This window comes from Microbacterium sp. 22195 (genome assembly GCF_052056515.1).
In the GTDB taxonomy this organism is placed as follows: domain Bacteria; phylum Actinomycetota; class Actinomycetes; order Actinomycetales; family Microbacteriaceae; genus Microbacterium.
The window spans coordinates 160163-185732 of record NZ_JBQEPE010000006.1; the positions used below are offsets into that span (position 1 = coordinate 160163).

Here is a 25570-nt window from a genome sequence, read left to right on the forward strand (position 1 = left end):
GGGGGGGGTGCGGAGACCCCCCCAAACCCCCCCCCCCCGGTAATCTGGAACCCATGCTCAACATGGCCGAGGGCCTGTCCCGACTCGGCGCGCTCGCCGCGCATCCGGTCGTCCGCACCCTCGGCGAGGCGTTCCAGGCGGCGGGCTTCGAGCTCGCCGTGGTCGGCGGCCCGGTGCGCGACGCCCTGCTGGGCCGCGAGACGCACGACCTCGACTTCACCACGAACGCGCAGCCCGACGAGATCCTCGCGATCGTCAAACCGCTGGCGTCCGCTCACTGGGACATCGGCCGCGCCTTCGGAACCATCGGCGCGCGCGTGCAGGGCGAGCAGGTGGAGATCACCACCTACCGCGCCGACAGCTACGACGGACTCACCCGCAAGCCCGTCGTGGAGTTCGGCGACAGCATCGACGGCGACCTGCTGCGCCGCGACTTCACGGTCAACGCCATGGCGCTCAGCGTTCCGGAGACGAAGCTCGTCGACCCGACCGGGGGAGTCGAGGACCTGGTCGCCGGCATCCTGCGCACCCCCATCGACCCGGCCGTCAGCTTCGGCGACGACCCGCTGCGGATGCTGCGCGCGGCGCGCTTCAGCTCGCAGCTGGAGTTCGCGATCGACGACGCCACCTTCGCCGCCATCGAGCAGCTGCGCGAGACGCTCAGCATCGTCAGCCCTGAGCGGGTGCAGAGCGAGCTGATCCGGCTGATGAGCACCGCCGACCCGGTGCGGGGGCTGCGCGTGCTGGTGGACAGCGGGCTGATCGAGCAGTTCCTCCCCGAGGTCAGCGCGCTGCGCCTCGAGGTCGACGAGCACCATCACCACAAGGACGTCTACGAGCACTCGCTCACGGTGGTCCGGCAGGCGATCGAGCTCGAGAGGGTCCGCTATCCCGGCGCCGACCCCGACGTGCCGCTGCGCCTGGCCGCGCTGCTGCACGACATCGGCAAGCCGCGCACGCGCAAACTGGAGCCCGGCGGGGGAGTGACCTTCCACCACCACGACGTCGTCGGTTCGCGCATGGCGCGCAAACGGCTGCAGGCGCTGCGGTTCGACGGCGAGACGACGGATGCCGTGGCGAAGCTCATCGAGCTGCACCTGCGGTTCTTCGGGTACGCCGAGGGCGCCTGGACCGACAGCGCGGTGCGCCGCTACGTGCGCGACGCCGGAGACCTGATCGAGCGCCTGCACATCCTGGTGCGCGCCGACGTCACCACCCGCAACAGGCGCAAGGCGGCGCGCCTCGCCGCCGCCTACGACGACATCGAGCGCCGCATCGCCGAGCTCCGCGAGCAGGAGGAGCTGGACAGCATCCGCCCCGAGCTCGACGGCAACGACATCCAGCGCATCCTGGGCATCCCGCCGGGGCGCGAGGTCGGCGAGGCGTACCGGTTCCTGCTCGACGTGCGGCTGGACGAGGGCGTCATCGGGGCGGATGCCGCCGAGCAGCGCCTGCGCGAATGGTGGGCCGCCCGCGCCTGAGGACGGCCTCGTGAACGCCGTGTGTCGGTCTAATCACGATCCTGACCGCTCGGTTGGGTATGTACATGCGGGTGATTAGATTGAACACCATGAGCCGCGCCGACGACGTGCGCGGAAACCCGACATCACAGGGCAGGTCATATCAATGAAGATCTCCAGAGGCCGACTCGGCCTTGCCATCGGCGCGCTCGGCGTCGCGGCAGTCGTTCTCTCCGGTTGCGCCACGAGCACCGCCGACAAGGGCGGCGACACCGGTGACTCGAAGGGCGGTGATCTGATCGTCGGAACCACCGACAAGATCACCTCGCTCGACCCGGCCGGTTCGTACGACAACGGCTCCTTCGCCGTGATGAACCAGGTGTACCCGTTCCTGCTGAACAGCAAGTACGGCGACGCCAAGGTCTCGCCCGACATCGCGGAGTCGGCCGAGTTCACCTCGCCGACCGAGTACACCGTCAAGCTCAAGAAGGGCCTGACCTTCGCGAACGGCCACGAGCTCACCTCGAGCGACGTGAAGTTCACCTTCGACCGCATGGTCAAGATCAACGACCCCAACGGTCCGGCCTCGCTGCTCGGCAACCTGGCCTCGGTCGCGGCCCCCGACGACACCACCGTCGTCTTCACGCTGAAGAACGGCAACGACCAGATCTGGCCGCTGATCCTCTCCAGCCCCGCCGCCCCGATCATCGACGAAGAGGTCTTCTCGCCTGACGCCGTGACCCCCGACGCCGACATCGTCAAGGGCAAGCCCTTCGCCGGCCAGTACACGATCGACTCGTACAAGGTCAACGAGCTCATCTCGTACAAGCCGAACAAGGACTACCAGGGCAACCTCGGCGCGGCCGAGAACTCCGGCATCCAGGCCAAGTACTACGCCGACGCGTCCAACCTGAAGCTCGCGATCGGCAACGGCGACATCGACGTGGCCTTCCGCAGCCTGTCGGCCACCGACGTCGAGAGCCTGAAGGGCAACTCGAAGGTGAAGATCGTCGACGGCCCCGGCGGCGAGATCCGCTACATCGTCTTCAACTTCGACACCATGCCGTTCGGCGCGAAGACCCCCGAGGCCGACCCGGCCAAGGCGCTCGCCGTGCGTCAGGCGATGGCCGACCTGATCGACCGCGCTGCGGTCGCGAAGGACGTCTACAAGGACACCTACAGCCCGCTGTACTCGTTCGTCGCAGACGGCATGCCCGGTGCCACCACCGTGCTGAAGGACATGTACGGCGACGGCAAGGGCGGCCCCGACCAGGCCAAGGCCGAGAAGGCCCTGAAGGATGCCGGTGTCACCACGCCGGTCACCCTGAACCTGCAGTACAACGGCGACCACTACGGCCCCTCCTCGGGTGACGAGTACGCCGCGTACAAGACGCAGCTCGAGAAGGGCGGCCTGTTCAAGGTCAACCTGCAGCAGACCGAGTGGGTGCAGTACTCCAAGGACCGCACCGCCGACGTGTACCCGATGTACCAGCTCGGCTGGTTCCCGGACTACTCCGACCCGGACAACTACCTGTCGCCGTTCTTCGTGAAGGACAACTTCCTCGCGAACCACTACGACAACCCGGCGGTCAACGACGCCATCGTCAAGCAGCAGACCGAGACCGACTCCGCCAAGCGCGAGGAGCAGATCGGCCAGATCCAGGAGATGGTCGCCAAGGACCTCTCCACCCTGCCGATCCTGCAGGGCAAGCAGGTCGCCGTCGTGGGCAAGGACGTTCAGGGCACCACGCTCGACGCGTCGTTCAAGTTCCGCTACGCGCCGCTGAAGAAGTAACGCGTTCCGCATTCGGGGGTGCTGCCCAGCGCAGCACCCCCGAATGCGCTCGCCCCGAAGAACGCAACAGTTAGGTAGTACCCCCAATGGCCGTCGACGGCGCTGTCCTCGCCCCTGTCCAGCCCCGAAGCCGCTCAAAAGGCGGCGGGCTGTGGCGCTACATCCTGATCAGGCTCCTGCTGATCATCCCCACCGTGTTCATCCTGGTGACCACCGTCTTCTTCCTGATGCGGATCACCGGAGATCCGATCACCGCCGCGCTCGGCGGCCGGCTCCCACCGGAGCAGCTGGCGCAGCGCATCCACGAGGCCGGCTACGACCGGCCCCTGATCGTGCAGTACCTCGAATACCTCGGCAACGTGTTCCGCGGCGACTTCGGCACCACGATCACCGATCGCCGCCCGGTCACCGAGATTCTGCTGCAGTACGGCTCCGCCACCCTCGAGCTCTCGATCTACGCGCTCATCGTGGCGCTCGTCATCAGCATCCCGCTGGGCCTGATCGCCGCCTACCGTCGTGACCGCTGGCAGGATGCCTCGCTGCGCGTCATGGCGATCCTCGCCTACGCGACCCCGATCTTCTTCGCCGGTCTGCTGCTCAAGCTGATCTTCTCGGTGTGGCTGGACTGGCTCCCGGTCTCGGGACGGGGGAGCACCCGCACCGAGCTGCTGATGGGGGGCATCGACACCCCCACCGGCATCTACCTGCTCGACGCCATCCGGCTCGGCAACGGCGCCGCCATCGCCGATGTTCTGCAGCACGCCATCCTTCCGGCGGTCGCACTCGGCCTGCTGACCGCCGGCGTGTTCCTGCGCCTGATCCGCACCAACGTGATCGGCACGCTCGGCCAGCAGTACGTCACCTCGGGGCGCTCCCGCGGTGTGAGCGAGTACCGCCTGGTCACCAAGCACGCCTACCGTCCCGCGCTCATCCCGATCATCACGGTCATGGGCATGCAGATCGCCATGCTGCTGGCGGGAGCGGTGCTGACGGAGAGCACCTTCGAATGGAAGGGCATCGGCTTCATGCTGGCCGACTACCTCAAGTCCCGTGACTTCGTCGCCGTGCAGGGCATCGTCGTGATGATCGCCGTGGTCGTCGCCGTCACGAACTTCCTCGTCGACATCATCGCGGCGTTCATCGACCCGAGGGTGAGGTACTGAGATGTCGATCCCCGACTCCTACGACGAGATGCCCACCCCGCAGACCTCGGTGCTGGCCGCCACTCCGGTGCGCAGGAAGCGCTGGACCGAGAGAGTCCCGGTCATCAAGGAGCTGCGACAGAGCGTCGGCCTGCAGCGCGGGATGCTGATCACGGGCCTCGTGATCACCCTGCTGTTCGTCGTGATCGCCGTGTTCGCCCCGCTGATCGCGCCGTACACCTGGGCGCAGCAGCAGACCGCCGACGGACACTCCTTCGGCACCCAGCAGGCTCCGAACGCACTGAACCTGCTCGGCACCACGGTCTCCGGCTTCGACGTGTTCTCCCGGGTGATCTGGGGAGCGCAGACCGCGCTGCTGGTGATCATCGCCGCCATCGTCTGCTCGATCTTCATCGGCATCGCGCTCGGCCTGATCTCCGGCTACTTCGGCGGATGGCTGGACCGCCTGCTCGTGGTCGTCGCCGACGCGATCTACGCGTTCCCGTCGCTGCTGCTGGCGATCGTGATGTCGATCGTGATCAGCCGCGGGCAGTCGACCCTCGGCGGCGGCATCATGGCCACCGCGATCGCCATCACCGTCGTGTTCGTGCCGCAGTACTTCCGCGTCATCCGCTCCGAGGTCGTGCGGGTGCGGGCGGAACCGTTCGTGGACTCCGCGAAGGTGATCGGCGTGCCGACCACGCGCATCCTGCTGCGCCACGTGCTGCGCAACTCGACCCGGTCGCTGCCGGTGATCATCACGCTGAACGCCTCCGAGGCGCTGCTGACCCTCGCCGGCCTGGGCTTCCTGGGCTTCGGCATCGAGGCGACCGCCGCGGCCGAGTGGGGCTACGACCTGAACCGCGCCGTGGGCGATGTGACCAGCGGCATCTGGTGGACGAGCGTGTTCCCCGGTGTCGCGATCGTGCTCGTCGTGCTGGGCGTCACGCTGGTCGGCGAGAGCCTGAACGACCTGGCCGACCCGCGACTGCGGCTGCGCCGCCGCGCGGGCGGCAGGAAGAAGATCGCGGCTGCGACTGAGGGAGCGAAGGCATGAGCGCCGCTGAGAAGAACCGGATGCCGGCCGATCTGGCGCCCGCAGTCGCGGAGATCCGCGACCTGAAGGTCGTGTTCGCCACCGACGACGAGCCGGTCGAGGCCGTCAAGGGCATCACGCTGAGCGCCTACGCCGGCGAGGTGCTGGCGATCGTCGGCGAGTCCGGATCGGGCAAGACCGTCACCGCCAACACGCTGCTGGGCCTGCTGCCCGAGACCGCCACCACATCGGGCGCGGTGATCGTGCGGGGCCGCGCGGGTGACGAGACCGACATCGTGCACGCCGACCACGCCCGCATGCGCAGCATGCGCGGACGCGACGCGGCGATGGTGTTCCAGGAGCCGTCCACGGCGCTGAATCCGGTGTACACCGTGGGCTGGCAGATCGCCGAGGGCATCCGCGCGCACGCGAACGTCTCGAAGAAGGAGGCCAGGGCGCGTGCGATCGACATCATGCAGCGCGTCGGCATCCCGGACGCGGCCACCCGAGTGGACGACTATCCGCACCAGTTCTCCGGCGGGCAGAAGCAGCGCATCGTCATCGCGATGGCGCTGGTGCTGGATGCCGGGCTGATCATCGCCGACGAGCCGACCACGGCGCTCGACGTGACCGTGCAGGCCGAGATCCTCGACCTGCTCCGCACGGCGCGCGACGAGTTCGGCGCGACCATCGTGCTGATCACGCACAACATGGGCGTGGTCGCGGATCTCGCCGACCGTGTGATCGTCATGTACCAGGGCGACATCGTGGAGGAGGCGCCGGTCCGCGAGCTGTTCGCGAACCCCCGCGAGGAGTACACGAAGAAGCTGCTGGCCGCGGTCCCGCACGTGGGCCAGGGCAAGTCGGCCGCCGGCCCTTCGTCTCGTCGCTCCGCTCCTCGCTCAGGAGACGGGGGAGATCCGGTTGCTGAGCGAGCGCAGCGAGACGAAGCACCGGAGGGCTCGCTGATCGTGGCATCCGGTGCCGAGATCGGCTACCCGGGCCGCTTCGGCCGCAACGCGGTGGTGGCCGTGAAGGGCGTCGACTTTCACGTCGGTCCCGGCGAGGTCGTCGGCCTGGTCGGCGAGTCCGGTTCGGGCAAGACCACCATCGGCCGCGCCGTCGTGGGTCTCACGACCGTTCTCGGCGGCTCGCTGACGGTGCTCGGGCAGGAGATGCGCGGCGTGAAGCCGCGCACCCTCACCCCGTTGCGTCCGCAGGTCGGGTTCGTGTTCCAGGACCCGGCGACCAGCTTCAACCCGCTGCTGTCGATCGCCGAGTGCATCGCCGAGCCGCTGATCGTGCACGGTCGGGCATCCGGTCTGCAGGCGGCGCGTCCGCGTGTGAACGAGCTGCTCGACGCGGTGCGGCTGCCGACGAGCTTCGGCGACCGCTACCCGCATGAGCTCTCCGGCGGTCAGCGCCAGCGGGCGTCGCTGGCGCGTGCGCTGGCACTCGACCCCAAGCTGCTGATCGCAGACGAGCCGACCAGCGCACTGGACGTGTCGGTGCAGGCGACGGTGCTGGAGCTGTTCGTGCAGCTGCAGGCCGAGCTCGGGTTCGCGTCGCTGTTCATCAGCCACGACCTGGCCGTGATCGACGCCGTGTCCGACCGGATCATCGTGCTGCAGCAGGGCCGCATCCAGGAGCAGGGCACCACGGCCCAGGTGCTCGGCGATCCGCGCGACCCGTACACCCGCGAGCTGCTCGCCGCCCTGCCCGTGCCCGACCCGGTCGCGCAGGCCGAGCGCCGTGCTCAGTGGGAGGCGGTGCGGAGGCACTAGCGGGTCACGCCGCAGGCATCCGCTCCGATCAAGCCGGGCCGCGCGCCACCCGTTCCCCGCGGCCCGGCATCCGACCTACACTGGGCACACCCCGTCAGCGCCGATCGGAGGCTCCGTGCCGTCTGGATGGTCATCGTCGCGCGACCCCTCGCCGGAGGCGTCGCGGCTGCTCATCGAGCGCGCGCACGAGGAGCTGGTCGCCGGCAATCTCGACGATCGGCGCCTGCAGCAGGTGCGTCCGATGGTGCGGGCCTCGTGGCAGCGCGCCTGGCGGGACCGGGTCGGCGCCGAAGGGCTGCCGCGGCTGGACTTCACGCAGGAGGCGCTGGAGACCTACCGCACCGCCCACCCGCTGGCCGGGGCGATGGACCTGATCCGCACGCTGCTGCTGCCCGGCGCCCCCGAGGACTCCGGCGTGATCGTCGCGGTCGGCGACCACGCGGGGCGGCTGCTGTGGGTGGAGGGCGACCTGCAGCAGCGGATGCTGTCGGGCGAGATGGGCTTCGTGGAGGGCGCGAACTGGTCGGAGGGCGTCGTCGGCACCGCCGCACCCGGCACCGCACTGGCGCTGGGCGAGTCGGTGCAGATCCACCACGCCGAGCACTACAACCGGCTCGTGCAGCCGTGGTCGTGCACGGCCGCACCCGTCTTCGACCCCGAGACGCGCCGCATCCTGGGCGTACTGGACGTGACCGGCGGGAGCGAGGCGGCGACGCCGCAGGCGCGGATGCTGGTGGACGCCACCGCACGCGCCGTGGAGGCGGAGCTGATGATCGCGCGGCTCCGCGCCCGCGCCGAGACGCCCTCCGCGGCATCCGCTCCCCGCCGTCCCCTGCGTGCGGGCGTGCAGCGAGCCCAGCTGCAGGTGCTCGGTCGCGACCGCGCCCGTCTCGAGGCCGTCGGAGCGGCCGACGGCGTGGCGGGGGAGCGCGTCATCGAGCTCAGCGCCCGGCATGCCGAGATCCTGCTCATGCTGGCAGTGCACCGGCAGGGCCTGTCGGCGGATCGGCTGGCCGAGCTGGTCTACGGCGACGGCGCGTCCCCGGACACGCTGCGGCCCGAGATGGTGCGCCTGCGCAAGGTGCTGGAGCGGATCTCACCTGAGCTCGTGCCGCAGTCCCGGCCCTACCGGCTGCCGATCGCGCTGGAGACCGACGCGCAGAACGTGCTCTCCCTGCTGGACCGCGGTGCCCACCGGGTGGCGCTCTCCGCCTACCGCGGCCCGGTGCTGCCCGACTCCGACGCCCCGGGTGTGGTCGAACTGCGGGAGGGACTGCGTGGCACCCTGCGCGAGACGATGCTCACCGAGGCGAGCGTGGACGTGCTGCTGAGCTATGCAGACATCCCCGAGGGGGCCGACGACGCCGAGGTGCTGCGCCTGTGCCTGGAGATGCTGCCGGCGCGCTCGCCGCGGCGAGCGGGGCTGGTCAGCCGGATCGAGAAGCTCGAGGCATCCGGCTAGTCGCAACCGGATGCAACGTGACGCACGGGACTGCAACCTCGGGCGACCTACTTTCGACGCATCAGATCGTGCGGCATCGGAGCCGCCGGATGTCGAAGGAGACGCCATGACCATCGTCGAGGAGAGCGTGTCGACCGCCTATGCCGCCCCCGGGCGTCCGGGGGCCATCGCGAACTACCGCCCGCGTTACGGGCACTACATCGGCGGCGAGTTCGTCGATCCCGTGAAGGGGCAGTACTTCGAGAACCTCAGCCCCGTCAACGGCAAGCCGTTCACCGAGATCGCCCGCGGCACGGCCGAGGACATCGATCGCGCGGTCGAGGTCGCCTGGAAGGCGTTCGAGTCGTGGAAGCGCACGTCACCCGCCGAGCGCTCCGTGATCCTGAACCGCATCGCCGACCGCATGGAGCAGCACCTCGAGGAGATCGCGGTCGCCGAGACGTGGGAGAACGGCAAGCCCGTCCGCGAGACGCTGGCCGCCGACATCCCGCTGGCGATCGACCACTTCCGGTACTTCGCAGGCGTCCTGCGCGGTCAGGAGGGCGGCATCAGCCAGCTCGACGAGAACACGGTCGCGTACCACTTCCACGAGCCGCTGGGTGTGGTCGGCCAGATCATCCCGTGGAACTTCCCGATCCTGATGGCCACGTGGAAGCTGGCACCCGCGCTCGCCGCGGGCAACTGCGTGGTGATGAAGCCGGCCGAGCAGACCCCGGCATCCATCCTGTTCCTGTTCGAGATCATCGGCGACCTGCTGCCTGCCGGCGTCGTGAACATCGTCAACGGCTTCGGCATCGAGGCGGGCGCCCCGCTCGCGCAGCACAAGCGGATCCGCAAGGTCGCCTTCACGGGTGAGACCACCACGGGCCGGCTGATCATGCAGTACGCCTCCCAGAACCTGATCCCGGTCACGCTGGAGCTCGGGGGCAAGAGCCCCAACGTGTTCTTCGAGGACGTCGCCCGCGAGGACGACCCGTTCTACGACAAGGCGCTCGAGGGCTTCACGATGTTCGCGCTGAACCAGGGCGAGGTGTGCACCTGCCCGTCGCGGGCGCTCATCCAGCGGTCGATCTACGACGGCTTCCTCTCCGACGGGCTCGCCAGGGTCGGCAAGGTCATCCAGGGCAACCCGCTGGACCCGGCGACCATGATCGGCGCGCAGGCGTCGAACGACCAGCTCGAGAAGATCCTCAGCTACATCGACATCGGCAAGCAGGGCGGCGCGAAGCTGCTCACCGGCGGTGAGCGGGTCGACCTGGGCGGCGATCTCAGCGAGGGCTACTACGTCGCGCCGACCGTGTTCGAGGGAACCAACGACATGCGCATCTTCCAGGAGGAGATCTTCGGGCCGGTGCTGTCGGTGACGAGCTTCAGCGACTTCGACGACGCGATCTCGATCGCGAACGACACGCTGTACGGACTGGGCGCCGGTGTGTGGAGCCGCAGCGGCGACACCGCCTACCGTGCCGGCAGGGCGATCGAGGCCGGCCGCGTCTGGACCAACACGTACCACCAGTACCCGGCGCACGCCGCGTTCGGCGGGTACAAGCAGTCCGGCGTCGGCCGCGAGAACCACAAGATGATGCTCGACCACTACCAGCAGACCAAGAACCTCCTGGTCTCGTACGCGGAGGGCCCGATGGGCTTCTTCTGATCCTTCGTCTCGCTGCGCTCGCTCAGGAACCGGCGTCCCCGGTTCCTGAGCGAGGAGCGAAGCGACGAGACGAAGGGCCCCGCACGAGAGGAATGAGCACATGGTCAGCATCGGCAGGTACGAGCGGGTGGATGTCACGGATGCCGCGGCATCCCTCATCCGCGATCTCACGGCGCAGCACGGCCCGCTGATGTTCCACCAGTCGGGCGGATGCTGCGACGGGTCGGCGCCCATGTGCTACCCGGTGGGCATGTTCATCACGGGGCCGAGCGATGTGAAGCTCGGCGATCTCGACGTGGGGCTGGACGCACCCGTCGAGATGTACATGTCGGAGTCGCAGTTCGAGTACTGGAAGTACACGCACCTGACGGTGGACGCGGTCCCCGGCCGCGGTGCCGGGTTCAGCGTGGAGGGCCCCACCGGGATGCGGTTCCTCACCCGGTCGCGGATGCTGAACGACGCGGAGCTGGAGTACTTCGGGCTCGCGCCCGCGCAGTCCTGAGCGTCCGGGATCAGTGGAACAGGGCGAAGCCCAGCACGCCCAGGAACTGCGGCACGAAGAAGAAGCCCAGCATGAGCAGGATCGCCACGATCGTCACCCACGAGACGCCCCGCTTCAGCCTGCGCCCCTGCACGGCGACGCCGGGCGGCGGTGCCAGCATCCCGGCGGGCGGAGCGAACGGCAGCGGTCCGGCGGGCGCGGGGACCGCGACGAATCCCGCCGGGGCGGACGGCGCCGGCATCCCGGCCTGCAGCGGGGGAGCGGCGGGCAGCGACATCGCGGATGCCTGCGCCTCGCGCAGCCGGTCATCGCGCCAGCGCGCCCACTGGTCGAACTTCGTCATCAGGGCGCCGACGGTGCCGAACAGCCACGCCCAGGTGGCGGCATCCGTCGTCGCCGCCGGCCGCTGCATGTAGAGGAACATCCAGTCGTCGACGATCTCGACGTCGAGTTGAGCGGCGTGGTCGATGAAGCGAGCCATGATGTCGGGCGTGAACAGGTACAGGGCGTCCGCCTCGTAGCCGCGGGGGCAGTACAGCGAGAAGTACCGGTCGAAGTCGCCCTCGAGCGAGAGGCGCTGGTCGCGCGAGAACGTCGCAGGCAGGTTGCTGCCGAGGGCGTTGTTGCCGAGCGCGTCGAGCACGATGTTCGGCAGCGGCACGTCGAGCTTGACGGCCACATAGCCCCAGTGGTGGGTGGTCTGGTTCTTGCCCGAGCCGGTGGTGTACCGGTAGTTGCCGAACTCGACGAACCGCGGCGAGTAGCCGCGCACCAGGGACGACGACACCCGGCTGGACCCGTTGCCGAAGATCATCCCCGGCAGGGCCGGCTGGTTCACCTGGTGCTCGTAGGCCATTCCGTTCGCGGCGGCGAACTGCGCGATGCGGAACGCCTCCGCGCGCTTGCGGCGCATGCTCACGATGCCGATCGGCACGCCCGCGCCCAGGGCGACGAGCATGATGAGGAGCGGGATGCTGAACACGCCGCCCACCGGCCCGATGCCGGAACCGCTGGCGATGATGCCGATCACGGTGATCCCGAACATCGGCACGAGGATCATGACGGCGACGACGCCGATGATCACCCAGGCCACGATCGTGCTCGTGGAGGTGGGGTAGCGGGAGCGGATCGAGCGCCAGAAGCCGCTGACCGCGCGCGGGTCGACCGGATCGGTCAGGGGCCGCGTGTCGAACGGGTACATTTGCGTCGGCGGGTTGGTCATCGGTTCACCTCGTCGGCATCCCAGGTCAGATCGGCGTTCTCCGTGACGGGCAGCGCCTCGATGGCGGGATCGTCGCAGATCGCGCGGATGAGGTCCGTCGAGCCCGCGACGATGGTGGAGTCGTAGTCGATCTCGCTGACCAGCGCCCACGCCCGGTCCTCCGGCCAGATCAGGCTCGGATGCTGCGCCGACGGCGAGAAGCCGTGCTCCTCGGCCTCCACGTCCCGCCAGGGGGCGTCGAGCACCCAGGCTGGATCGGCGAACGCCCGCGGCGGTGCGGAGAACAGCACGTGGTCACGGCTGGGCAGCTCCAGACGCGCGCCCTTCGAGATCTCCTCCGACAGGATGCCGGGCTGCCAGCTGGGCTTGCGGAACGCGTCCTCGAACGGATTGTGGATGCTGCGCTCCAGCATCTGCTCGTGGTCCGGCTCGTCGCCGAACATCAGGAACGCCCGCGAGGGGGTCTGTCCGAAGTGCCCCAGCAGGCCGCCGCGGCCCTCCCAGAGCGCGGCGAACCCGGCATCCGGAGTCGAGGTGTGCGCGACCAGGTGACGGGCGATCGCCGCCAGCAGCTCGGGCGGCATCGACCCCTCCTCGGGCGAGGTGAACTCGCGCCCGTCCGGAGCGATCCTCGTGCGCCAGTCGCCCTCGGCGGGGGTGCGCACCAGCCGCTGCCACTGGACGAGCGGATGCAGCTGCGTGCCGAACGCCTCCGCGGTCGCCGCCCAGGTCGCGGTCTCGTCGACGTAGTCGCCGTGCAGAGCGGCGATCTCGGCATCCGGCATCCGCGCGTACTCCTGCGGCGTCGGCACCGCGCGACCCGGCAGGGACCGCACGTAGGCCGGATGGAAGACGCGTGCGTACGCCGGGAACCCGCGCGGCACCACGCAGTGCATCGTGGCGTACCCCTCGTCGAGCCGCTCGCGCAGCCATGCCCCCGGGGAGGGGTCAGCGATCCACTCCATGGCACAACGGTACCTGCCATGATCTATGGGTGACTCAGACCAGCACCCTCCCCACGCTCGACGGCCGCACATTCCGGATGGTGTCGTCCACGACTTCGGTCGTGGACCACGACGCGCCGAGCGTCTTCCACTACTTCGAGCAGGACGGGGCGATCTGGGGCGATTACACCGGCGACACCGTGACGATCGGCCGGTTCGTGGGCACGCGCGCAGGCGACACCATCCGGGTCTCCTTCGTGCACGTGCTCGCCGCGACCGGTGAGGTGGTCACGGGCGAGGGCGAGAGCGAGATCGAGCGCGGCGACGACGGGATGCTGCGCCTGGTGGAGCACTACGAGATGCACGGCGCCCCGCAGCTGAGCGTCTGCGTGGAGACCGCCGCGGCCTGAGGATCCGCCCGGCCCGCGCTCCTGACGGACGGCGTCAGCGGGGCGGCAGGGTGTCCCGCCCGCCGGTGGCCGGCGTCCACTGCGTCATCCCGAGGGGCACGTCCAGGCTGCGCTCCGGCAGGTCCGGCGGCAGCACGTACGGGCGGCGGATCACCTCGTCCAGCACCACCACGCTGACGACCGTGCGCACCTCGGGCAGCTGCGCGATGACCCCGGTGGAGAACTCGTGCACGCCGCTGACGTCGGTGGCGCGGATCAGCAGCATGGCGTCGTGCTCGCCGGTGGTGACCGCGCAGTACTCGATGTCGGGCATGTCCGCGATCTGCGCGCGGAACGACGCCCATGCCTGCGGATAGACCGTGACGAAGATCATCGCCCCGATCGACAGACCCGCGCGTGCCGGGTCGACCCGCGCACTGAACCCGGTGATCACGCCGTCGGCCATGAGCGCCTCGACCCGGGTGTAGGCATTGGCCCGCGAGATGCCGATCCGCTCGGCGAGGGCGGCGATCGAGATGCGCCCGTTCTCGCGCAGAAGATCGAGGATGCGGTAGGAGACAGCATCCAGGGCGGCGGCACTTCGTCCAGAATCCTTGTTGTGTTCAGCCTCAGTGCTGGACATTCTGCATTCCAATCTCCATTGTTCGAGCAGACTCTGTCTTCATGACGCAATGTCATTGGACAGATCGTCGCACATCATGGGAATCTGATCACGGTCGTCCACAGTAGGGCGATCTGGACTCCCCGAATCCACCCTGCCAACGGAGGTACCCATGCTGTCGACCCTGCGCAAGTCGGCGATCGCCCTCGGAGCGGTCGCGCTCCTCGCCCTCACAGGCTGCTCGGGAGGTAACTCCGCGAACAACAGCAGCAACGGATCGAGCACCTCCGGTGGTTCGCTGGTGATCGACACCGCGTTCTCGGTCGAGACCGCCGACCCGGGCCACACCTACGACCCGACGGGCAACATGCTCGCCAAGGCGATGTACGAGACGCTCGTCGACTTCAAGGGCTCCGACGTCTCCACGCCGATCCCTGGCCTGGCGTCGTGGAAGGCCAACGACACGGCCACCGAGTTCACCTTCACCATCGAGGACGGCCGGGTCTTCTCCGACGGCTCGCCGGTCGAGGCGAAGGACGTCGTCTTCTCGCTGCAGCGCATCCAGGGGATGGCCGACGCCAAGCCGAACTTCCTGCTCGCCGGCGTGACGATCAAGGAGGTGGATGCCAAGACGGTCACCTTCACCACCGAGACACCGCTGCTGCAGCTGCCCGCGATCCTCGCGAACCCGGCCCTCGGCATCGTGAACTCCGACGTGGTCAAGAAGAACGGCGGCGCCACGGACGGCAAGGACACCGCGCAGAAGTACCTCGACGGCGCCTCCGCCGGATCCGGTCCGTTCGTGCTCGGCTCTCTCGACCTCAGCTCGCAGATCGTGCTGAAGAAGAACGACAAGTACAACGGCGATGAGAAGCCCGCCTACGACCGCGTCGTGATCCGCAACGTCACCGAGAGCGCCACCCAGCTCGCCAACCTCAAGGGCGGCGACTCGATGGTGGCGATGGACCTCAACGGCGACCAGGTCGCCGGGCTCGGCAACGGCATCAAGGTCGACTCGGTGCCGTCCGGGCAGACCATCTTCCTGCTCCTGAACCAGTCCAAGGGCATCGCGGGCGACCTCGCGAACGTGAAGCTCGCCGAGGGCATCCGCTACGCACTCGACTACCCGAAGCTGCTCGAGCTCGCCGGCGCCGGCGCCGTGCAGGCCACCGGCGTCATCCCGCCCGGGTTCGAGGGTGCACTCCCGAAGGGCGTCAGCCAGGACCTCGCGAAGTCTAAGGCCGCGCTCGCCGAGGCCGGGTACACCGGCCAGACGCTCAAGCTGCAGTTCCCGAACGACTACCCGGTCGGCGGCGTCGAGTTCACCCCGCTGGCCGAGCGCATCCAGTCGCAGCTGAAGGACGCCGGCGTGAACGTCGAGCTGGCACCGGCGCCGTTCGCCACCGAGCTGGACGCGTACGTCAACGGCAAGGAGGGCTTCGGCCTGTGGTTCTGGGGTCCGGACTACGCCGACTCCGCGAACTTCCTGCCCTTCGCCCCGGGACTGAAGGTCGGCCTGCGCTCCGGCTGGGAGGCATCCGCCGACCCCGAGATCGCAGGACTCGCCGCCGGCGCCGCCAGCGCGACCGACCCGAAGCAGCGCGAGGAGGCGTTCACGAAGTTCGCCGAGGAGATGCAGGCCAAGGGCCCGTTCGTGCCGATGATCGTCCCCGGTCGCAACATCGCCACCTCCGGCAAGGTCGCAGGCGCCGTGTACAACTCCGTGTGGGAGATGGACATCGCCGAGATCACGCCCGCCGGCTGAACGGACCGACCGTGATGACGACAGTGGCTGTGCGGACCCAGGCGCAGCGGAAGAAGTCACCCCTCGCGGGGTACCTGCTGCGCCGGGCCGGCACGTCCCTGCTGCTGCTGATCGGCGTCACGGTCGTGACGTTCCTGCTCACCAACCTGGTGCCCGGAGACCCCGTCTCCGCGGCACTGGGTGAGGGCGCGTCGCAGAACCCCGAGACCCGCGCCGCGTTCATCAAGGCGCAGGGCCTGGATCAGCCCCTGTTCGTGCAGTACTTCATCTACATGGGCAAGCTGCTGCGCGGTGACCTGGGCGTGTCCCTGGTCACCGGGCAGCCGGTGACGAAGGATCTCGCCACCGCCGTTCCCGCCACGATCGAGATCGCGATCTGCGCGATCATCCTCAGCCTGGCGGTGAGCCTGGTGCTCGGCACTCTCGCCGCGTACCGCCGTGGCCTGGTCACCGACCAGATCGTGCGGATCGTCACGCTGATCGGACTGAGCGTCCCGACCTTCTGGCTGGCGCTCGTCAGCTTCTACGTGTTCTTCCTGAACCTGCGCATCGCGCCCGGTTCCGGCCGTGTCTCACCGTCGATCATCCCGCCGCCGCGGGTGACCGGGCTCTACACGATCGACTACCTGCTCGACGGAGACGGCGTCGGATGGGCGGATGCCATGGCGCACCTGGCGCTGCCGGTGATGGTGCTGTCGCTGGTGACCATCGGACTGCTCACCCGATTCATCCGCACCTCGGTGCTGGAGGTGCTCGCCAGCGACTACGTGCGCGCGGCACGGGCCAAGGGCCTGCCTGCCCTCCGTGTGATCGTCGACTACGTGCTGCGCGGTGCGGCCCTGCCGGTGCTGACCGTGGTGGGTGTGGCCTTCGGATCGCTGCTGTCGGGCACCGTCCTGGTCGAGTCGGTGTTCGCCTGGCCGGGCCTGGGCACCTACGCCTACAACTCGGCGGCCAACCTCGACCTCCCCGGAATCATGGGCGTGGGCCTGGTGGTCGGCGTCATCTATCTGGTGATCAACTTCGTCGTCGACCTGCTCTACGGCGTGCTCGACCCGAGAGTGAGGATCGCATGAGCACCGTCGAACCGCGGATGCCGATGCGGCTGAAACTGCGCTGGCCGCGCGCGTGGCGCACGCCGCTCGGCATCATCGGCACGGTCATCGCCGTCGCCTGGATCGTCATCGCCTTCACCGCGCAGTGGTGGGTGCCGTACCCGCCCAACGCGCAGTCGCTGCCGCGGCTGCAGGCGCCCGGGGTCGACACGCTGCTCGGCACCGACGGCAACGGACGGGACATCTTCTCCCGCCTGATGACCGGCGCCACCGTCACCATCCCGCTCGCGCTGACCCTGGTGGTCGCCGCCCTGGTGATCGGCACGATCATCGGAGCGCTCGCCGGATACTTCGGCGGCTGGATCGATGAGACGCTGATGCGCATCACCGACCTGTTCATGGCGTTCCCGACCGTGATCCTCGCGATGGTGGTCGCGGCCTCGCTCGGTCCGTCCCTGTTCAACGCCGTGATCGCCGCGGTCGTGGTGTCGTGGCCGCAGTACTCCCGCGTCACCCGCAGCATCGTGCTCTCGCTGCGCAACCAGAACTATGTGATCGCGGGCCGCCTGCTCGGCCACTCGCCGGCGCGGACCCTCATCGTGGACATCCTCCCGAACGTCGCCGGCCCGCTGCTGGTGCTCGCCACGCTCGACATCGGAGCGGCGATCCTGCTGCTGTCCGGGCTGTCGTTCCTCGGTCTCGGTGCGCAGCCGCCGATGGCCGAGTGGGGATCGATGATCTCCGCGGCCATGCAGAACTTCGACGCCTGGTGGCTGGGCGTCTTCCCGGGCCTGGCCATCCTCACCGTCGTGCTGGCCTTCAACTTCCTCGGAGACGCGATGCGCGACGTGCTCGACCCCACTGCTGAGGTCACCCATGACAAGCAGAGCGAGCTGGCCGCGAGCGGAGCGGCCGCATGAGCATCCTCGACATCCGCGACCTCACCGTCGGCATCGGCCGTCCTCTGGTGAAGGGCCTGTCCCTGCAGCTCGAAGCCGGCCGCATCCACGGTCTGGCCGGCGAGTCCGGCTCCGGCAAGACGCTCACCGCCATGTCGGTGCTCGGCCTGCTGCCACGGCACGCCCGCACGGGCGGCTCGATCCGCCTGGGAGAGACGGAGCTGCTCGGGCTGAGGCGTCGCGCGCTCAACCGCATCCGCGGCCGCCGCATCGCGATGGTCTTCCAGGATCCGTCATCGTCCCTGCACCCGCAGATCCCGGTCGGCCGTCAGCTCACCGACCACATGCGGGTGCACCTCGGGCTGCGCGGAGCTGCGGCCCGGCAGCGCGCCGTCGAGCTGCTCGAGCGCGTGCAGGTGCCCAACCCCGACGAGGCGCTGAAGCGGTATCCGCATCAGTTCTCCGGCGGCCAGCGGCAGCGCATCGCGATCGCGTGCGCCCTGGCCTGCGACCCCGAGGTGCTGCTGGCGGACGAGCCGACCACCGCACTCGACGTGACGGTGCAGGCCGGGATCCTCTCGCTGCTGCGCGAGCTGGCCGACGAGCGACAGCTGGCTGTGCTGCTGGTGACCCACGATCTCGGCGTGATGAGCGCCGTCGCCGATGTGGTCACGGTCATGAAGGACGGCCGCGCCGTCGAGCACGCCGACCGCGCCACCCTGTTCCACGATCCGCAGCACGAGTACACCCGGCAGCTGCTCGCGGCACTGCCCGGATCGAGCATCGAAGGAGGCGATCAGGATGCCTGAGGGCGTGGTCCTCGACGCGCAGGACATCGTCGTGCGCTACCCGGGCAACCCGCCCGTGGTGGCGGTGAACGAGGTGTCGCTGCAGGTGCACGCGGGCGAGACGGTGGCGCTGGTGGGCGAATCCGGCAGCGGCAAGTCGAGCCTGGCCCGCGCGGCCGTCGGCATCGAGAAGCTCGCCGGCGGGCAGGCCCTCTTCCTGGGCGGCGAGATCACCCCGTTGCGGGTCCGCCGTCGCCCTAAGCACCTCACCGGAATCCAGATGGTGTTCCAGGACCCGTCGACCTCGCTGAACCCGCGCCGCCGGATCGGCGATCAGATCGCCGACGGCATCGCCACAGCCCGCGCCCGCGGCGCGGAGGGGTCGAAGGTCGAGGAGTGGCTCGAGAAGGTCGGGCTGCCCGCAGCATCCGTCTCGAAGTACCCGCACCAGTTCTCCGGCGGGCAGAAGCAGCGCATCGCGATCGCACGGGCGCTCGCCGCCCGCCCCCAGCTGCTGGTGGCCGACGAGCCGATCTCCGCGCTGGACGCCTCGACTCAGACCAGCGTGGCTGCGCTCATGCGCGACCTGGTGCAGGAGGCGGGCGCCGGGATGCTGTTCATCTCGCACGACCTCGCCGTCGTGCAGCGCATCGCCGACCGCACGTTCGTGATGTACTCCGGGCGGGTGCTGGAGTCCGGTCCCACGGCGCAGCTGTGGGCCGATCCGCAGCATCCGTACACGCAGGCGCTGCTGGCGGCGATCCCCGAACCGGACGGGCTGGGCCGGATCCCGGCCGCGCCGTCGACCGAGGAGCGGGCGATCTGGGCCGACGTGCCCGCGGTGCAGCGCTGAGCAGCGGGTGATGTCCTCGGAGCGCTGACCGCGTCACCCGACGTTCACCCGCGCGTCGGAAGCGTGTAAGCGCGGCCCTGCACCATGACCCGGTGGCATCCCCGACCGTGACCGTGATCGTGCCGGCCAAGGACGCCGGCGAGTACATCGGCACCGCGCTCGAGACGCTCACCCGGCAGTTCGACGATCCGGCGCAGCTGAAGCTCGTCGCGATCGACGACGGGTCCTCGGATCACACCGGCGAGATCATGCGGCAGTACGCCGCGCGGTTCCCGCACGCGGAGGTCGTCGTCAACCCGGTGCCGCGGGGGCTCGCCACCGCCCGAAACCAGGGGCTCGCGCACGTCGAGGGCGAGGCGTTCACCTTTCTCGACGGCGACGACTGGATGCAGCCGGGTCGCCTGCCCGTGCTCGCCACTGCGCTGCACGAACTGGGCTGCGACTTCGTGCGCACGGATCACGTCGCGGTCAAGCGCTCCGAGCGCACGCTCGTGCGCGCGCCGTTCACGCATCGCGGAGTGGTCGCCGACCCCCGGGCCGCGATCCTGCCCGTCGACGACCGCAGCATGGTCGACTACCCGTACGCGTGGGCGGGGATGCTGCACCGCCGTGTGCTCGACCGCGGGCTGGCCTGCTTCGGCGACGGCCTGTTCACCGCCGAGGACCGGCCGTGGATCTGGCGGCTGCACCTGGAGGCGGAGTCGTTCGCCGTGGTCGACGCACCGCACCTGCTGTACCGGCGCGGGCTCTCCGACTCGCTGTCGAAGACCCTCGACCATCGGCAGCTGCACTTCACCCGCGCACTCGGCGAGGTCCTCGATCTCGTGGAGGCCGACCGCGAGGCGGAGCGGATGCTGCCCAAGGCCGTCTTCTCGGTACTGGCGCTGAGCTCCCACCACCTGGTGCGCGCTCGCCGCATGCAGCCCGCCCTGCGCAGGCGGCTGCGCACCGGCATCCGGGATCTCCTGGCCCGGCTTCCTCGGGACCAGGCCGAGACGGCGATCGCCCGCATCGGCGGGCCGCGCCGGCGGGTCCTCGCGCGCGTGCTGAGAGAGGCCGATCACGCATGATCCAGCTGTTCGCGCTGCACAGCGGCTACGGCCTGATGGCCGCGGCGGCCGCGCTCGACGCCGGGCTGCTCGGGGAGGCGGAGCAGCGCATCCTCGTGCCGATGAACACGGCATCCGTGCCCGAGACGGCCATCGACCTCGCCACCTCGCCGCGCTGCGCCGCGCTGCGCGCCCGGTTCGACCGCGTGGAGCCTCTGAACGCCCTGATCGACCCGCAGCATCCGACGGCCTGGAAGCCGGACGAGCAGGACCTGCCGATGCTGGAGCGGCTGTTCCGGCGGGCGTGGGGATTGGGCGGTGCGGAGCTGGAGCTGTTCGTGCAGTCGCCGCAGGTCGCCCCGGCGCGCACCCTGATGGCGCTGTTCCATGACGCGCGGCTGGGCGTGATCGGCGACGGGCTGATGACCTATGCGCCGATCCGCAGCCGGCTGCCGCGGCGGATCACCGAACGCGTCGGCCGTGTCGTGCATCCCGACGTTGTGCCCGGCGTGGAGCCGCTCGTGTTCGCCTCGACCGACGCCGTGTGCGTGCCCGTCCCGCCTCCCGCTTTCGGCGCGGTGCTGCAGGAGGTGGGCGAGGCCGAGCGGGATGCCGCACTCGACGCGCTCGCCGACGACTCCGCACCCACAGGGCTCGTGCTCGGTCAGTACCTGGCGGCGCTCGGCCTGGTGTCGGCGGCCGAGGAGCAGGTCATGCAGGTGGCGATGATCGACCGGGCGGCGGATGCCGGTGTGCAGCGGATCGTCTTCAAGCCGCATCCCTCCGCCGCACCCGGTCTGACGGCTTCACTCGCCGCGCAGGCGGGGGAGCGGGGCATCGACTTCGCCGTGTATGCGGGCGACCAGCCCGCCGAGTACGTCGCCGCCCGCCTGGGGGCGACCGACGTGGTCGCCGGGTTCTCCACAGCCCTGCCGACGGTGCGCGCCCTGCACGGCACGCGCGTGCACGCGGTGGGGACGGGCGCCGTGCTCGCGCGACTGCATCCGTATCAGAACAGCAATCGGATGCCCGCGACGATCGTCGACGCCATGGAGCGCTCGAGCTCCGACCTGCGCGGGCTGGTCGAAGCGGTCGGTTACGCGATGCAGCCCGAGATCATGGCGCACCTGCGCGACCACGCGGTGTCGTTCCTGGGCGAACTGCCCGCGGCGGAGCGCGAGCGGTACGTGCCGCCATCCCGGCTGCGGGCACTCGAGCTGCCCGGTGCGCCGGCGCCGACCCGGATGCAGCGTCTCATGGAGCCGGCCGGGGGCGTCGGACGGCTCGAGGAGCTGCGGCTCACAGCAGCCGGTGCGAAGCGCCGCGCCGCCAGGGTGTGGAAGGCGGCGAGTGGTCGATGAACGGTGTCCATCGCACACCGGGCGTGCGGCAGGCTCGGCGTTCCCGGCGCGAAGTGACGATGCGCGAGAAGGAGCGGTCATGACGGATCCCACGGCGCTCACGGTCGCGATCATCCCCGCCCGCGGCGGTTCGAAGGGCGTGCCCGGCAAGAACCTGCGGCGGGTCGGCGGCGTCCCGCTCGTCGAGCGGGCGGTGCGCGCGGCATCCGCGGCATCCGGCGTGGACCTCGTCGTCGTCTCGACCGACGATGACGCGATCGCGGCCGTCGCCGAAGGCGCCGGGGCGCGTGTGGTCGCGCGTCCGGCGGAGCTCTCAGGTGACACCGCCTCCTCGGAGAGCGCGCTGCTGCATGCGCTCGACGTGCTGGAGGCCGAGGGCGCGCGGGTCGGCACGGTCGTGTTCGTGCAGGCGACGTCGCCGTTCATCCCCAGCGAGGGGATCGCCGAGGCCGTGGACCAGATCGTCTCGGGCCGGTTCGACAGCGTCTTCTCGGCATACGAGACCTACGGATTCCTCTGGCGGCGCAACGCCGAGGGGAGGGCCGCCGCGATCAATCACGACGCCGCCCACCGGCCACGCCGGCAGGACCGCGAACCGCATTACCTCGAGACCGGGGCGTTCTACGCCTTCGACGCCGTCGGATTCCGCCGCTTCCAGCACCGCTTCTTCGGGCAGGTCGGCATCGTCGAGGTGCCGGAGAGCTCGGCCGTCGAGATCGACGACGAGCAGCAGCTCGCCCTCGCGGAGGCGCTCGCCGCAGCATCCGCTGTGCCCGGCTGCGCCGTCGCGCACAGTCCTGCAGATCCGCACAGTCCCGCAGACGTCGGGCCCGAGCCCTGCGAAGAATCGCGGATCTGCGGAGATGTGCCGATCACCGCATCCGTCCTGGTCACGGACTTCGACGGCGTGCACACGGACGACACCGCCACGGTCGACAGCGAGGGGCGCGAATCGGTGCGGGTGAGCCGGGAGGACGGCATGGGAGTGTCGCGGCTGCGCCGCGCGGGCATCCCGATGCTGATCCTCTCCACCGAGCAGAACCCCGTCGTCGCCCGCCGCGCCGAGAAGCTGCAGGTGCCCGTGCTGCACGGCATCGACGACAAGGCGTCCGCGCTCGCCGCCTGGGCGGCCGAGCACGGCATCCGCCTGGCCGACATCGCCTACGTCGGCAACGACGTGAACGACCTCGGCGCCCTGAGCATCGTCGGCTGGCCGATCGCCGTCGCGAACGCGCATCCGCGGGTGAAGGCCGCTGCCCGCGTCGTGCTCTCGCGCCGCGGCGGCGAGGGCGCCGTCCGCGAGGTTATCGAGCGGATGCTGCCGCGCTGACCAACGCGCTGACCTCCCGCTGACTTCAGCGCCGGCCGTGCCACTCCGGGGGCCGACACGCCAGATCACGGACGTTTCCCGCGAATCCGTCCGAGAAGTGGCGTGTCGGCCCCCGATCTGGAACACGCACGGCACCGCGATGCACCCGCCGAGCCTGCCGCTTTCGTCGCCCGGGCTTCCGCGAACGGTCACCCGAGCGACGACGGGGGTTCATCTGGCGCCCGTAGACCAGGAAGACGGACCGGAGAACCAATCGAACGGAGCGTCCTCATGACCGTCAGCATCGCAGACCGGGTGGTCGGTGGGGGCCGTCCCACCTACGTCATCGCCGAGATCGGCCTGAACCACAACGGCGACGTCGAGATCGCCAAGCAGCTCATCGACGTGGCGCGCGCCGCCGGCGCGGATGCCGTGAAGTTCCAGAAGCGCACGCCCGAGATCGCCACGCCCGAGCACATGCGCGACGTGCAGCGCGAGACGCCCTGGGGCACCATGAGCTACCTCGACTACCGCCGCCGCGTGGAGTTCGGTCGTGACGAGTACGTCGAGATCGGCGACTACGCCACGATGGCGGGCCTGCACTGGTTCGCCTCCCCGTGGGACGTGCCGAGCGTCGAGTTCCTCGAGGACCTCAATGTCGTGGCCCACAAGGTCGCGTCCGCGAGCCTGACCGACACCGAACTGCTGCAGGCTCTGCGCGACACCGGCAAGCCCGTGATCCTCTCCACCGGCATGTCCACGATCGAGCAGATCGACACGGCGCTCGAGACCCTCGGCACCGACCGCACGATCCTCATGCACGCCACCTCCACCTATCCGATGGAGCCCGGCGAGGCGAACCTCAAGATGATCTCCACGCTGCGCGACCGCTACGCGGGCATCCCGGTCGGCTACTCCGGCCACGAGCGCGGCCTGCAGATCTCCCTCGCCGCGGTCGCCCTCGGCGCCGTCGCGGTGGAGCGTCACATCACGCTCGACCGCGCCATGTGGGGCTCCGACCACGCCGCCTCCCTGGAGCCGGGCGGGCTGGAGCGCCTGGTGCGCGACATCCGCGTGATCGAGGAGGCCCTCGGCGACGGCGTCAAGCGGGTCTACCCGGGCGAGCTGGCACCGATGGCCAAGCTCCGCCGCGTGGGCGCATGACCTATCCCGGCAGCCGCCCGCCCCGGCTGCGCGTCGTCGCGATCGGCGACGCCGACTCGTTCGTCAAGTGGGCCGCGCACCTCGTGGACCGCGTCGACGACATCAGCCAGCACCTGCTGCTGGTGCAGACGCCGCTGGTCGTCAGCGATGCGCAGAAGGATGCCGCGCTCGCCGGCACCCGGTTCGCCGACGATCCGCGCAGCGTGACGCGCATCGCCTTCGCCGACGTCGTCGACTGGCTGGCCAGCGACGTGCCGGATGTCGTGGTGCTGGCGGGCAGGGCGCCGTTCGTGCGACTGATGAGCCGGCAGATCGACCGTCTCAGCCGTCGCCCGGTCGTGGTCAGCGGGCTGCCCGGCATGTCGATCCCCGCTCTGCGCGGAGCGCTGGAGTACCGCCGGCACTGCGATCTGATGGTGGTGCACTCCCGCCGGGAGGTCGCCGCATACGCCCGCCTGGGCCGCGCGATCGGAGTGACGGTGCCCGTCGCCCTGGCCACGCTGCCGTTCGCGCACCGCACCTCCGAGCGCACCGGCGGCACCGACCTGGTCTTCGCTGCGCAGGCCCTGGTGCCGGCGGCCCGCGATGACCGCCGCAGGATCGCGGAGATCCTGCGACTCGCGGCCGTCGCCGACCCCGCACGCCGCGTCGTGGTGAAGCTGCGTTCGCGGCCCGGCGAGGTCGAGGCGCATCAGGAGCGAGACGGCTACACCGAGCTGCTCGAGAACGCGCCCGACAACCTGGTGTTCTCGTTCGCCCCTATGGCGGAGGCGCTCGCCACGGCCGAGGGACTCGTCACCGTCAGCTCGACGGCGGCGATCGAGGCGATGGTTGCAGGCGTGCCGGTGATCGCGCTCGACGAGTTCGGCGTGCGCCCGGAACTGCTCAACGGGGTCTTCGGGGACAGCGGCCTGCTGGGCGGTGCGGATGACGTGGTCGCCCGCAGATTCCGGCATCCGAACCCGCGCTGGGCGACGACCAACTACTTCCACGATCCGCGCGACTCGCGCTGGTGGGAGCAGACCCAGCGCCTGGTCGCGCAGCGCCGGAGAGGCATGCTCCCCGCCCGGACGGTCCCGCGTGCGCGCGGCGGAGCGCTGCACGAGGCATGGCATCGCCGCAACGTGCTCGGGTCCGAGGACCGCTCGATCGCGGGCCGGATGGCCGGGGTCGTCGTCACGCCGGTGATCGCGCTCCTGGCGAGCGTGAAGCGGCGCCGCGGAGCGATCCTCACGGATGCCATGGCCGAGGACTTCTCGCTGGCGCCCTCGCCGGTGCGCGAGCCGGTGGCGCAACCCGTGCGCCGCTGATCCGG

22 protein-coding genes are annotated in these 25570 nt (G+C 69.9%); 19 read left to right on the forward strand and 3 right to left on the reverse strand.

Annotated elements, in window-relative coordinates; genetic code table 11:
• Window positions 1–53 precede the first annotated feature (53 nt).
• The 8 genes from ACTJJ4_RS16435 to ACTJJ4_RS16470 all read left to right on the forward strand — a co-directional run bounded on the left by ACTJJ4_RS16435 (window position 54) and on the right by ACTJJ4_RS16470 (window position 10835).
• Window positions 54–1481, forward strand: coding sequence for a CCA tRNA nucleotidyltransferase (locus tag ACTJJ4_RS16435; protein ID WP_440944298.1), 1428 nt, complete (start codon window positions 54–56; stop codon window positions 1479–1481).
• A gap of 145 nt (window positions 1482–1626) precedes the next feature.
• Window positions 1627–3255: an ABC transporter substrate-binding protein gene (locus ACTJJ4_RS16440; RefSeq protein WP_440944299.1), complete on the forward strand. Its 1629-nt coding sequence runs from the start codon at window positions 1627–1629 to the stop codon at window positions 3253–3255.
• 86 nt (window positions 3256–3341) lie between these two features.
• The gene (locus ACTJJ4_RS16445) at window positions 3342–4418 is read left to right on the forward strand and encodes an ABC transporter permease (RefSeq protein ID WP_440944300.1); all 1077 of its coding nucleotides are present in this window, start codon (window positions 3342–3344) and stop codon (window positions 4416–4418) included.
• Window positions 4419–4446: 28 nt separating this feature from the next.
• Window positions 4447–5454 (forward strand): ABC transporter permease, encoded by a 1008-nt coding sequence (locus ACTJJ4_RS16450; RefSeq protein WP_440944327.1) that lies wholly within the window; start codon window positions 4447–4449, stop codon window positions 5452–5454.
• A complete protein-coding gene (locus ACTJJ4_RS16455; protein WP_440944301.1) occupies window positions 5451–7217 on the forward strand; it encodes a dipeptide ABC transporter ATP-binding protein in 1767 nt (588 codons plus the stop codon). The genes ACTJJ4_RS16450 and ACTJJ4_RS16455 overlap by 4 nt, the downstream gene beginning before the upstream one ends.
• Window positions 7218–7332: 115 nt before the next feature.
• Window positions 7333–8679, forward strand: coding sequence for a GAF domain-containing protein (locus tag ACTJJ4_RS16460; protein ID WP_440944302.1), 1347 nt, complete (start codon window positions 7333–7335; stop codon window positions 8677–8679).
• A 106-nt stretch (window positions 8680–8785) separates the two neighbouring features.
• Window positions 8786–10333, forward strand: a complete 1548-nt coding sequence (gene exaC / locus ACTJJ4_RS16465; RefSeq protein ID WP_440944303.1) for an acetaldehyde dehydrogenase ExaC — start codon at window positions 8786–8788, stop codon at window positions 10331–10333.
• 100 nt (window positions 10334–10433) lie between these two features.
• Complete coding sequence (locus ACTJJ4_RS16470; RefSeq protein ID WP_440944304.1) at window positions 10434–10835, forward strand: DUF779 domain-containing protein; 402 nt, start codon at window positions 10434–10436, stop codon at window positions 10833–10835.
• A 10-nt stretch (window positions 10836–10845) separates the two neighbouring features.
• Here ACTJJ4_RS16470 and ACTJJ4_RS16475 read toward each other — a convergent pair whose 3' ends face one another.
• Together ACTJJ4_RS16475 and ACTJJ4_RS16480 are read right to left on the reverse strand one after the other, a co-directional pair.
• Complete coding sequence (locus ACTJJ4_RS16475; RefSeq protein WP_440944305.1) at window positions 10846–12057, reverse strand: hypothetical protein; 1212 nt, start codon at window positions 12055–12057, stop codon at window positions 10846–10848.
• Window positions 12054–13022 carry a hypothetical protein gene (locus ACTJJ4_RS16480; protein WP_440944306.1) on the reverse strand — a complete coding sequence of 323 codons (969 nt, stop codon included), beginning with the start codon at window positions 13020–13022 and terminating at the stop codon, window positions 12054–12056. The genes ACTJJ4_RS16475 and ACTJJ4_RS16480 overlap by 4 nt, the downstream gene beginning before the upstream one ends.
• Before the next feature lie 29 nt (window positions 13023–13051).
• Here ACTJJ4_RS16480 and ACTJJ4_RS16485 point away from each other — a divergent pair, with 29 nt between their 5' ends.
• Window positions 13052–13411 carry a hypothetical protein gene (locus tag ACTJJ4_RS16485; protein ID WP_440944307.1) on the forward strand — a complete coding sequence of 120 codons (360 nt, stop codon included), beginning with the start codon at window positions 13052–13054 and terminating at the stop codon, window positions 13409–13411.
• Window positions 13412–13445: 34 nt separating this feature from the next.
• On the opposite strand, the gene ACTJJ4_RS16490 is transcribed toward ACTJJ4_RS16485, so the two are convergent.
• Window positions 13446–14033: an Lrp/AsnC family transcriptional regulator gene (locus ACTJJ4_RS16490; RefSeq protein ID WP_440944308.1), complete on the reverse strand. Its 588-nt coding sequence runs from the start codon at window positions 14031–14033 to the stop codon at window positions 13446–13448.
• 151 nt (window positions 14034–14184) lie between these two features.
• On the opposite strand from ACTJJ4_RS16490, the gene ACTJJ4_RS16495 reads away from it, so the two are divergent.
• From ACTJJ4_RS16495 to ACTJJ4_RS16540, 10 genes are all read left to right on the forward strand, one after another.
• The gene (locus ACTJJ4_RS16495; protein ID WP_440944309.1) at window positions 14185–15777 is read left to right on the forward strand and encodes an ABC transporter substrate-binding protein; all 1593 of its coding nucleotides are present in this window, start codon (window positions 14185–14187) and stop codon (window positions 15775–15777) included.
• A 14-nt stretch (window positions 15778–15791) separates the two neighbouring features.
• Window positions 15792–16853 carry an ABC transporter permease gene (locus ACTJJ4_RS16500; protein ID WP_285630778.1) on the forward strand — a complete coding sequence of 354 codons (1062 nt, stop codon included), beginning with the start codon at window positions 15792–15794 and terminating at the stop codon, window positions 16851–16853.
• Window positions 16850–17752, forward strand: coding sequence for an ABC transporter permease (locus tag ACTJJ4_RS16505; RefSeq protein ID WP_440944310.1), 903 nt, complete (start codon window positions 16850–16852; stop codon window positions 17750–17752). The genes ACTJJ4_RS16500 and ACTJJ4_RS16505 overlap by 4 nt, the downstream gene beginning before the upstream one ends.
• Entirely contained in the window at window positions 17749–18540 is a 792-nt protein-coding gene (locus ACTJJ4_RS16510) for an ABC transporter ATP-binding protein (RefSeq protein ID WP_440944311.1), read from the forward strand. The genes ACTJJ4_RS16505 and ACTJJ4_RS16510 overlap by 4 nt, the downstream gene beginning before the upstream one ends.
• Entirely contained in the window at window positions 18533–19372 is an 840-nt protein-coding gene (locus ACTJJ4_RS16515; protein WP_440944312.1) for an ABC transporter ATP-binding protein, read from the forward strand. The genes ACTJJ4_RS16510 and ACTJJ4_RS16515 overlap by 8 nt, the downstream gene beginning before the upstream one ends.
• 92 nt (window positions 19373–19464) lie before the next feature.
• Entirely contained in the window at window positions 19465–20442 is a 978-nt protein-coding gene (locus ACTJJ4_RS16520) for a glycosyltransferase family 2 protein (protein WP_440944313.1), read from the forward strand.
• Window positions 20439–21782: a polysialyltransferase family glycosyltransferase gene (locus ACTJJ4_RS16525; protein ID WP_440944314.1), complete on the forward strand. Its 1344-nt coding sequence runs from the start codon at window positions 20439–20441 to the stop codon at window positions 21780–21782. The genes ACTJJ4_RS16520 and ACTJJ4_RS16525 overlap by 4 nt, the downstream gene beginning before the upstream one ends.
• A 79-nt stretch (window positions 21783–21861) precedes the next feature.
• The gene (locus tag ACTJJ4_RS16530; RefSeq protein ID WP_440944315.1) at window positions 21862–23112 is read left to right on the forward strand and encodes a cytidylyltransferase domain-containing protein; all 1251 of its coding nucleotides are present in this window, start codon (window positions 21862–21864) and stop codon (window positions 23110–23112) included.
• Window positions 23113–23382: 270 nt separating this feature from the next.
• Complete coding sequence (locus tag ACTJJ4_RS16535; RefSeq protein ID WP_440944316.1) at window positions 23383–24255, forward strand: N-acetylneuraminate synthase family protein; 873 nt, start codon at window positions 23383–23385, stop codon at window positions 24253–24255.
• Window positions 24252–25565, forward strand: a complete 1314-nt coding sequence (locus ACTJJ4_RS16540) for a DUF6716 putative glycosyltransferase (RefSeq protein ID WP_440944317.1) — start codon at window positions 24252–24254, stop codon at window positions 25563–25565. The genes ACTJJ4_RS16535 and ACTJJ4_RS16540 overlap by 4 nt, the downstream gene beginning before the upstream one ends.
• Window positions 25566–25570 lie beyond the last annotated feature (5 nt).

Excerpts from the sequence above, each read along its gene's own strand:
- ACTJJ4_RS16435 (WP_440944298.1), top strand. The coding sequence starts at position 54 with ATGCTCAACATGGCCGAGGGCCTGTCCCGACTCGGCGCGCTCGCCGCG.
- ACTJJ4_RS16440 (WP_440944299.1), top strand. The coding sequence starts at position 1,627 with ATGAAGATCTCCAGAGGCCGACTCGGCCTTGCCATCGGCGCGCTCGGC.
- ACTJJ4_RS16445 (WP_440944300.1), top strand. The coding sequence starts at position 3,342 with ATGGCCGTCGACGGCGCTGTCCTCGCCCCTGTCCAGCCCCGAAGCCGC.
- ACTJJ4_RS16450 (WP_440944327.1), top strand. The coding sequence starts at position 4,447 with ATGCCCACCCCGCAGACCTCGGTGCTGGCCGCCACTCCGGTGCGCAGG.
- ACTJJ4_RS16455 (WP_440944301.1), top strand. The coding sequence starts at position 5,451 with ATGAGCGCCGCTGAGAAGAACCGGATGCCGGCCGATCTGGCGCCCGCA.
- exaC (WP_440944303.1), top strand. The coding sequence starts at position 8,786 with ATGACCATCGTCGAGGAGAGCGTGTCGACCGCCTATGCCGCCCCCGGG.
- ACTJJ4_RS16470 (WP_440944304.1), top strand. The coding sequence starts at position 10,434 with ATGGTCAGCATCGGCAGGTACGAGCGGGTGGATGTCACGGATGCCGCG.
- ACTJJ4_RS16475 (WP_440944305.1), bottom strand. The coding sequence starts at position 12,057 with ATGACCAACCCGCCGACGCAAATGTACCCGTTCGACACGCGGCCCCTG.
- ACTJJ4_RS16480 (WP_440944306.1), bottom strand. The coding sequence starts at position 13,022 with ATGGAGTGGATCGCTGACCCCTCCCCGGGGGCATGGCTGCGCGAGCGG.
- ACTJJ4_RS16490 (WP_440944308.1), bottom strand. The coding sequence starts at position 14,033 with ATGTCCAGCACTGAGGCTGAACACAACAAGGATTCTGGACGAAGTGCC.
- ACTJJ4_RS16495 (WP_440944309.1), top strand. The coding sequence starts at position 14,185 with ATGCTGTCGACCCTGCGCAAGTCGGCGATCGCCCTCGGAGCGGTCGCG.
- ACTJJ4_RS16500 (WP_285630778.1), top strand. The coding sequence starts at position 15,792 with ATGACGACAGTGGCTGTGCGGACCCAGGCGCAGCGGAAGAAGTCACCC.
- ACTJJ4_RS16505 (WP_440944310.1), top strand. The coding sequence starts at position 16,850 with ATGAGCACCGTCGAACCGCGGATGCCGATGCGGCTGAAACTGCGCTGG.
- ACTJJ4_RS16510 (WP_440944311.1), top strand. The coding sequence starts at position 17,749 with ATGAGCATCCTCGACATCCGCGACCTCACCGTCGGCATCGGCCGTCCT.
- ACTJJ4_RS16515 (WP_440944312.1), top strand. The coding sequence starts at position 18,533 with ATGCCTGAGGGCGTGGTCCTCGACGCGCAGGACATCGTCGTGCGCTAC.
- ACTJJ4_RS16525 (WP_440944314.1), top strand. The coding sequence starts at position 20,439 with ATGATCCAGCTGTTCGCGCTGCACAGCGGCTACGGCCTGATGGCCGCG.
- ACTJJ4_RS16530 (WP_440944315.1), top strand. The coding sequence starts at position 21,862 with ATGACGGATCCCACGGCGCTCACGGTCGCGATCATCCCCGCCCGCGGC.
- ACTJJ4_RS16535 (WP_440944316.1), top strand. The coding sequence starts at position 23,383 with ATGACCGTCAGCATCGCAGACCGGGTGGTCGGTGGGGGCCGTCCCACC.
- ACTJJ4_RS16540 (WP_440944317.1), top strand. The coding sequence starts at position 24,252 with ATGACCTATCCCGGCAGCCGCCCGCCCCGGCTGCGCGTCGTCGCGATC.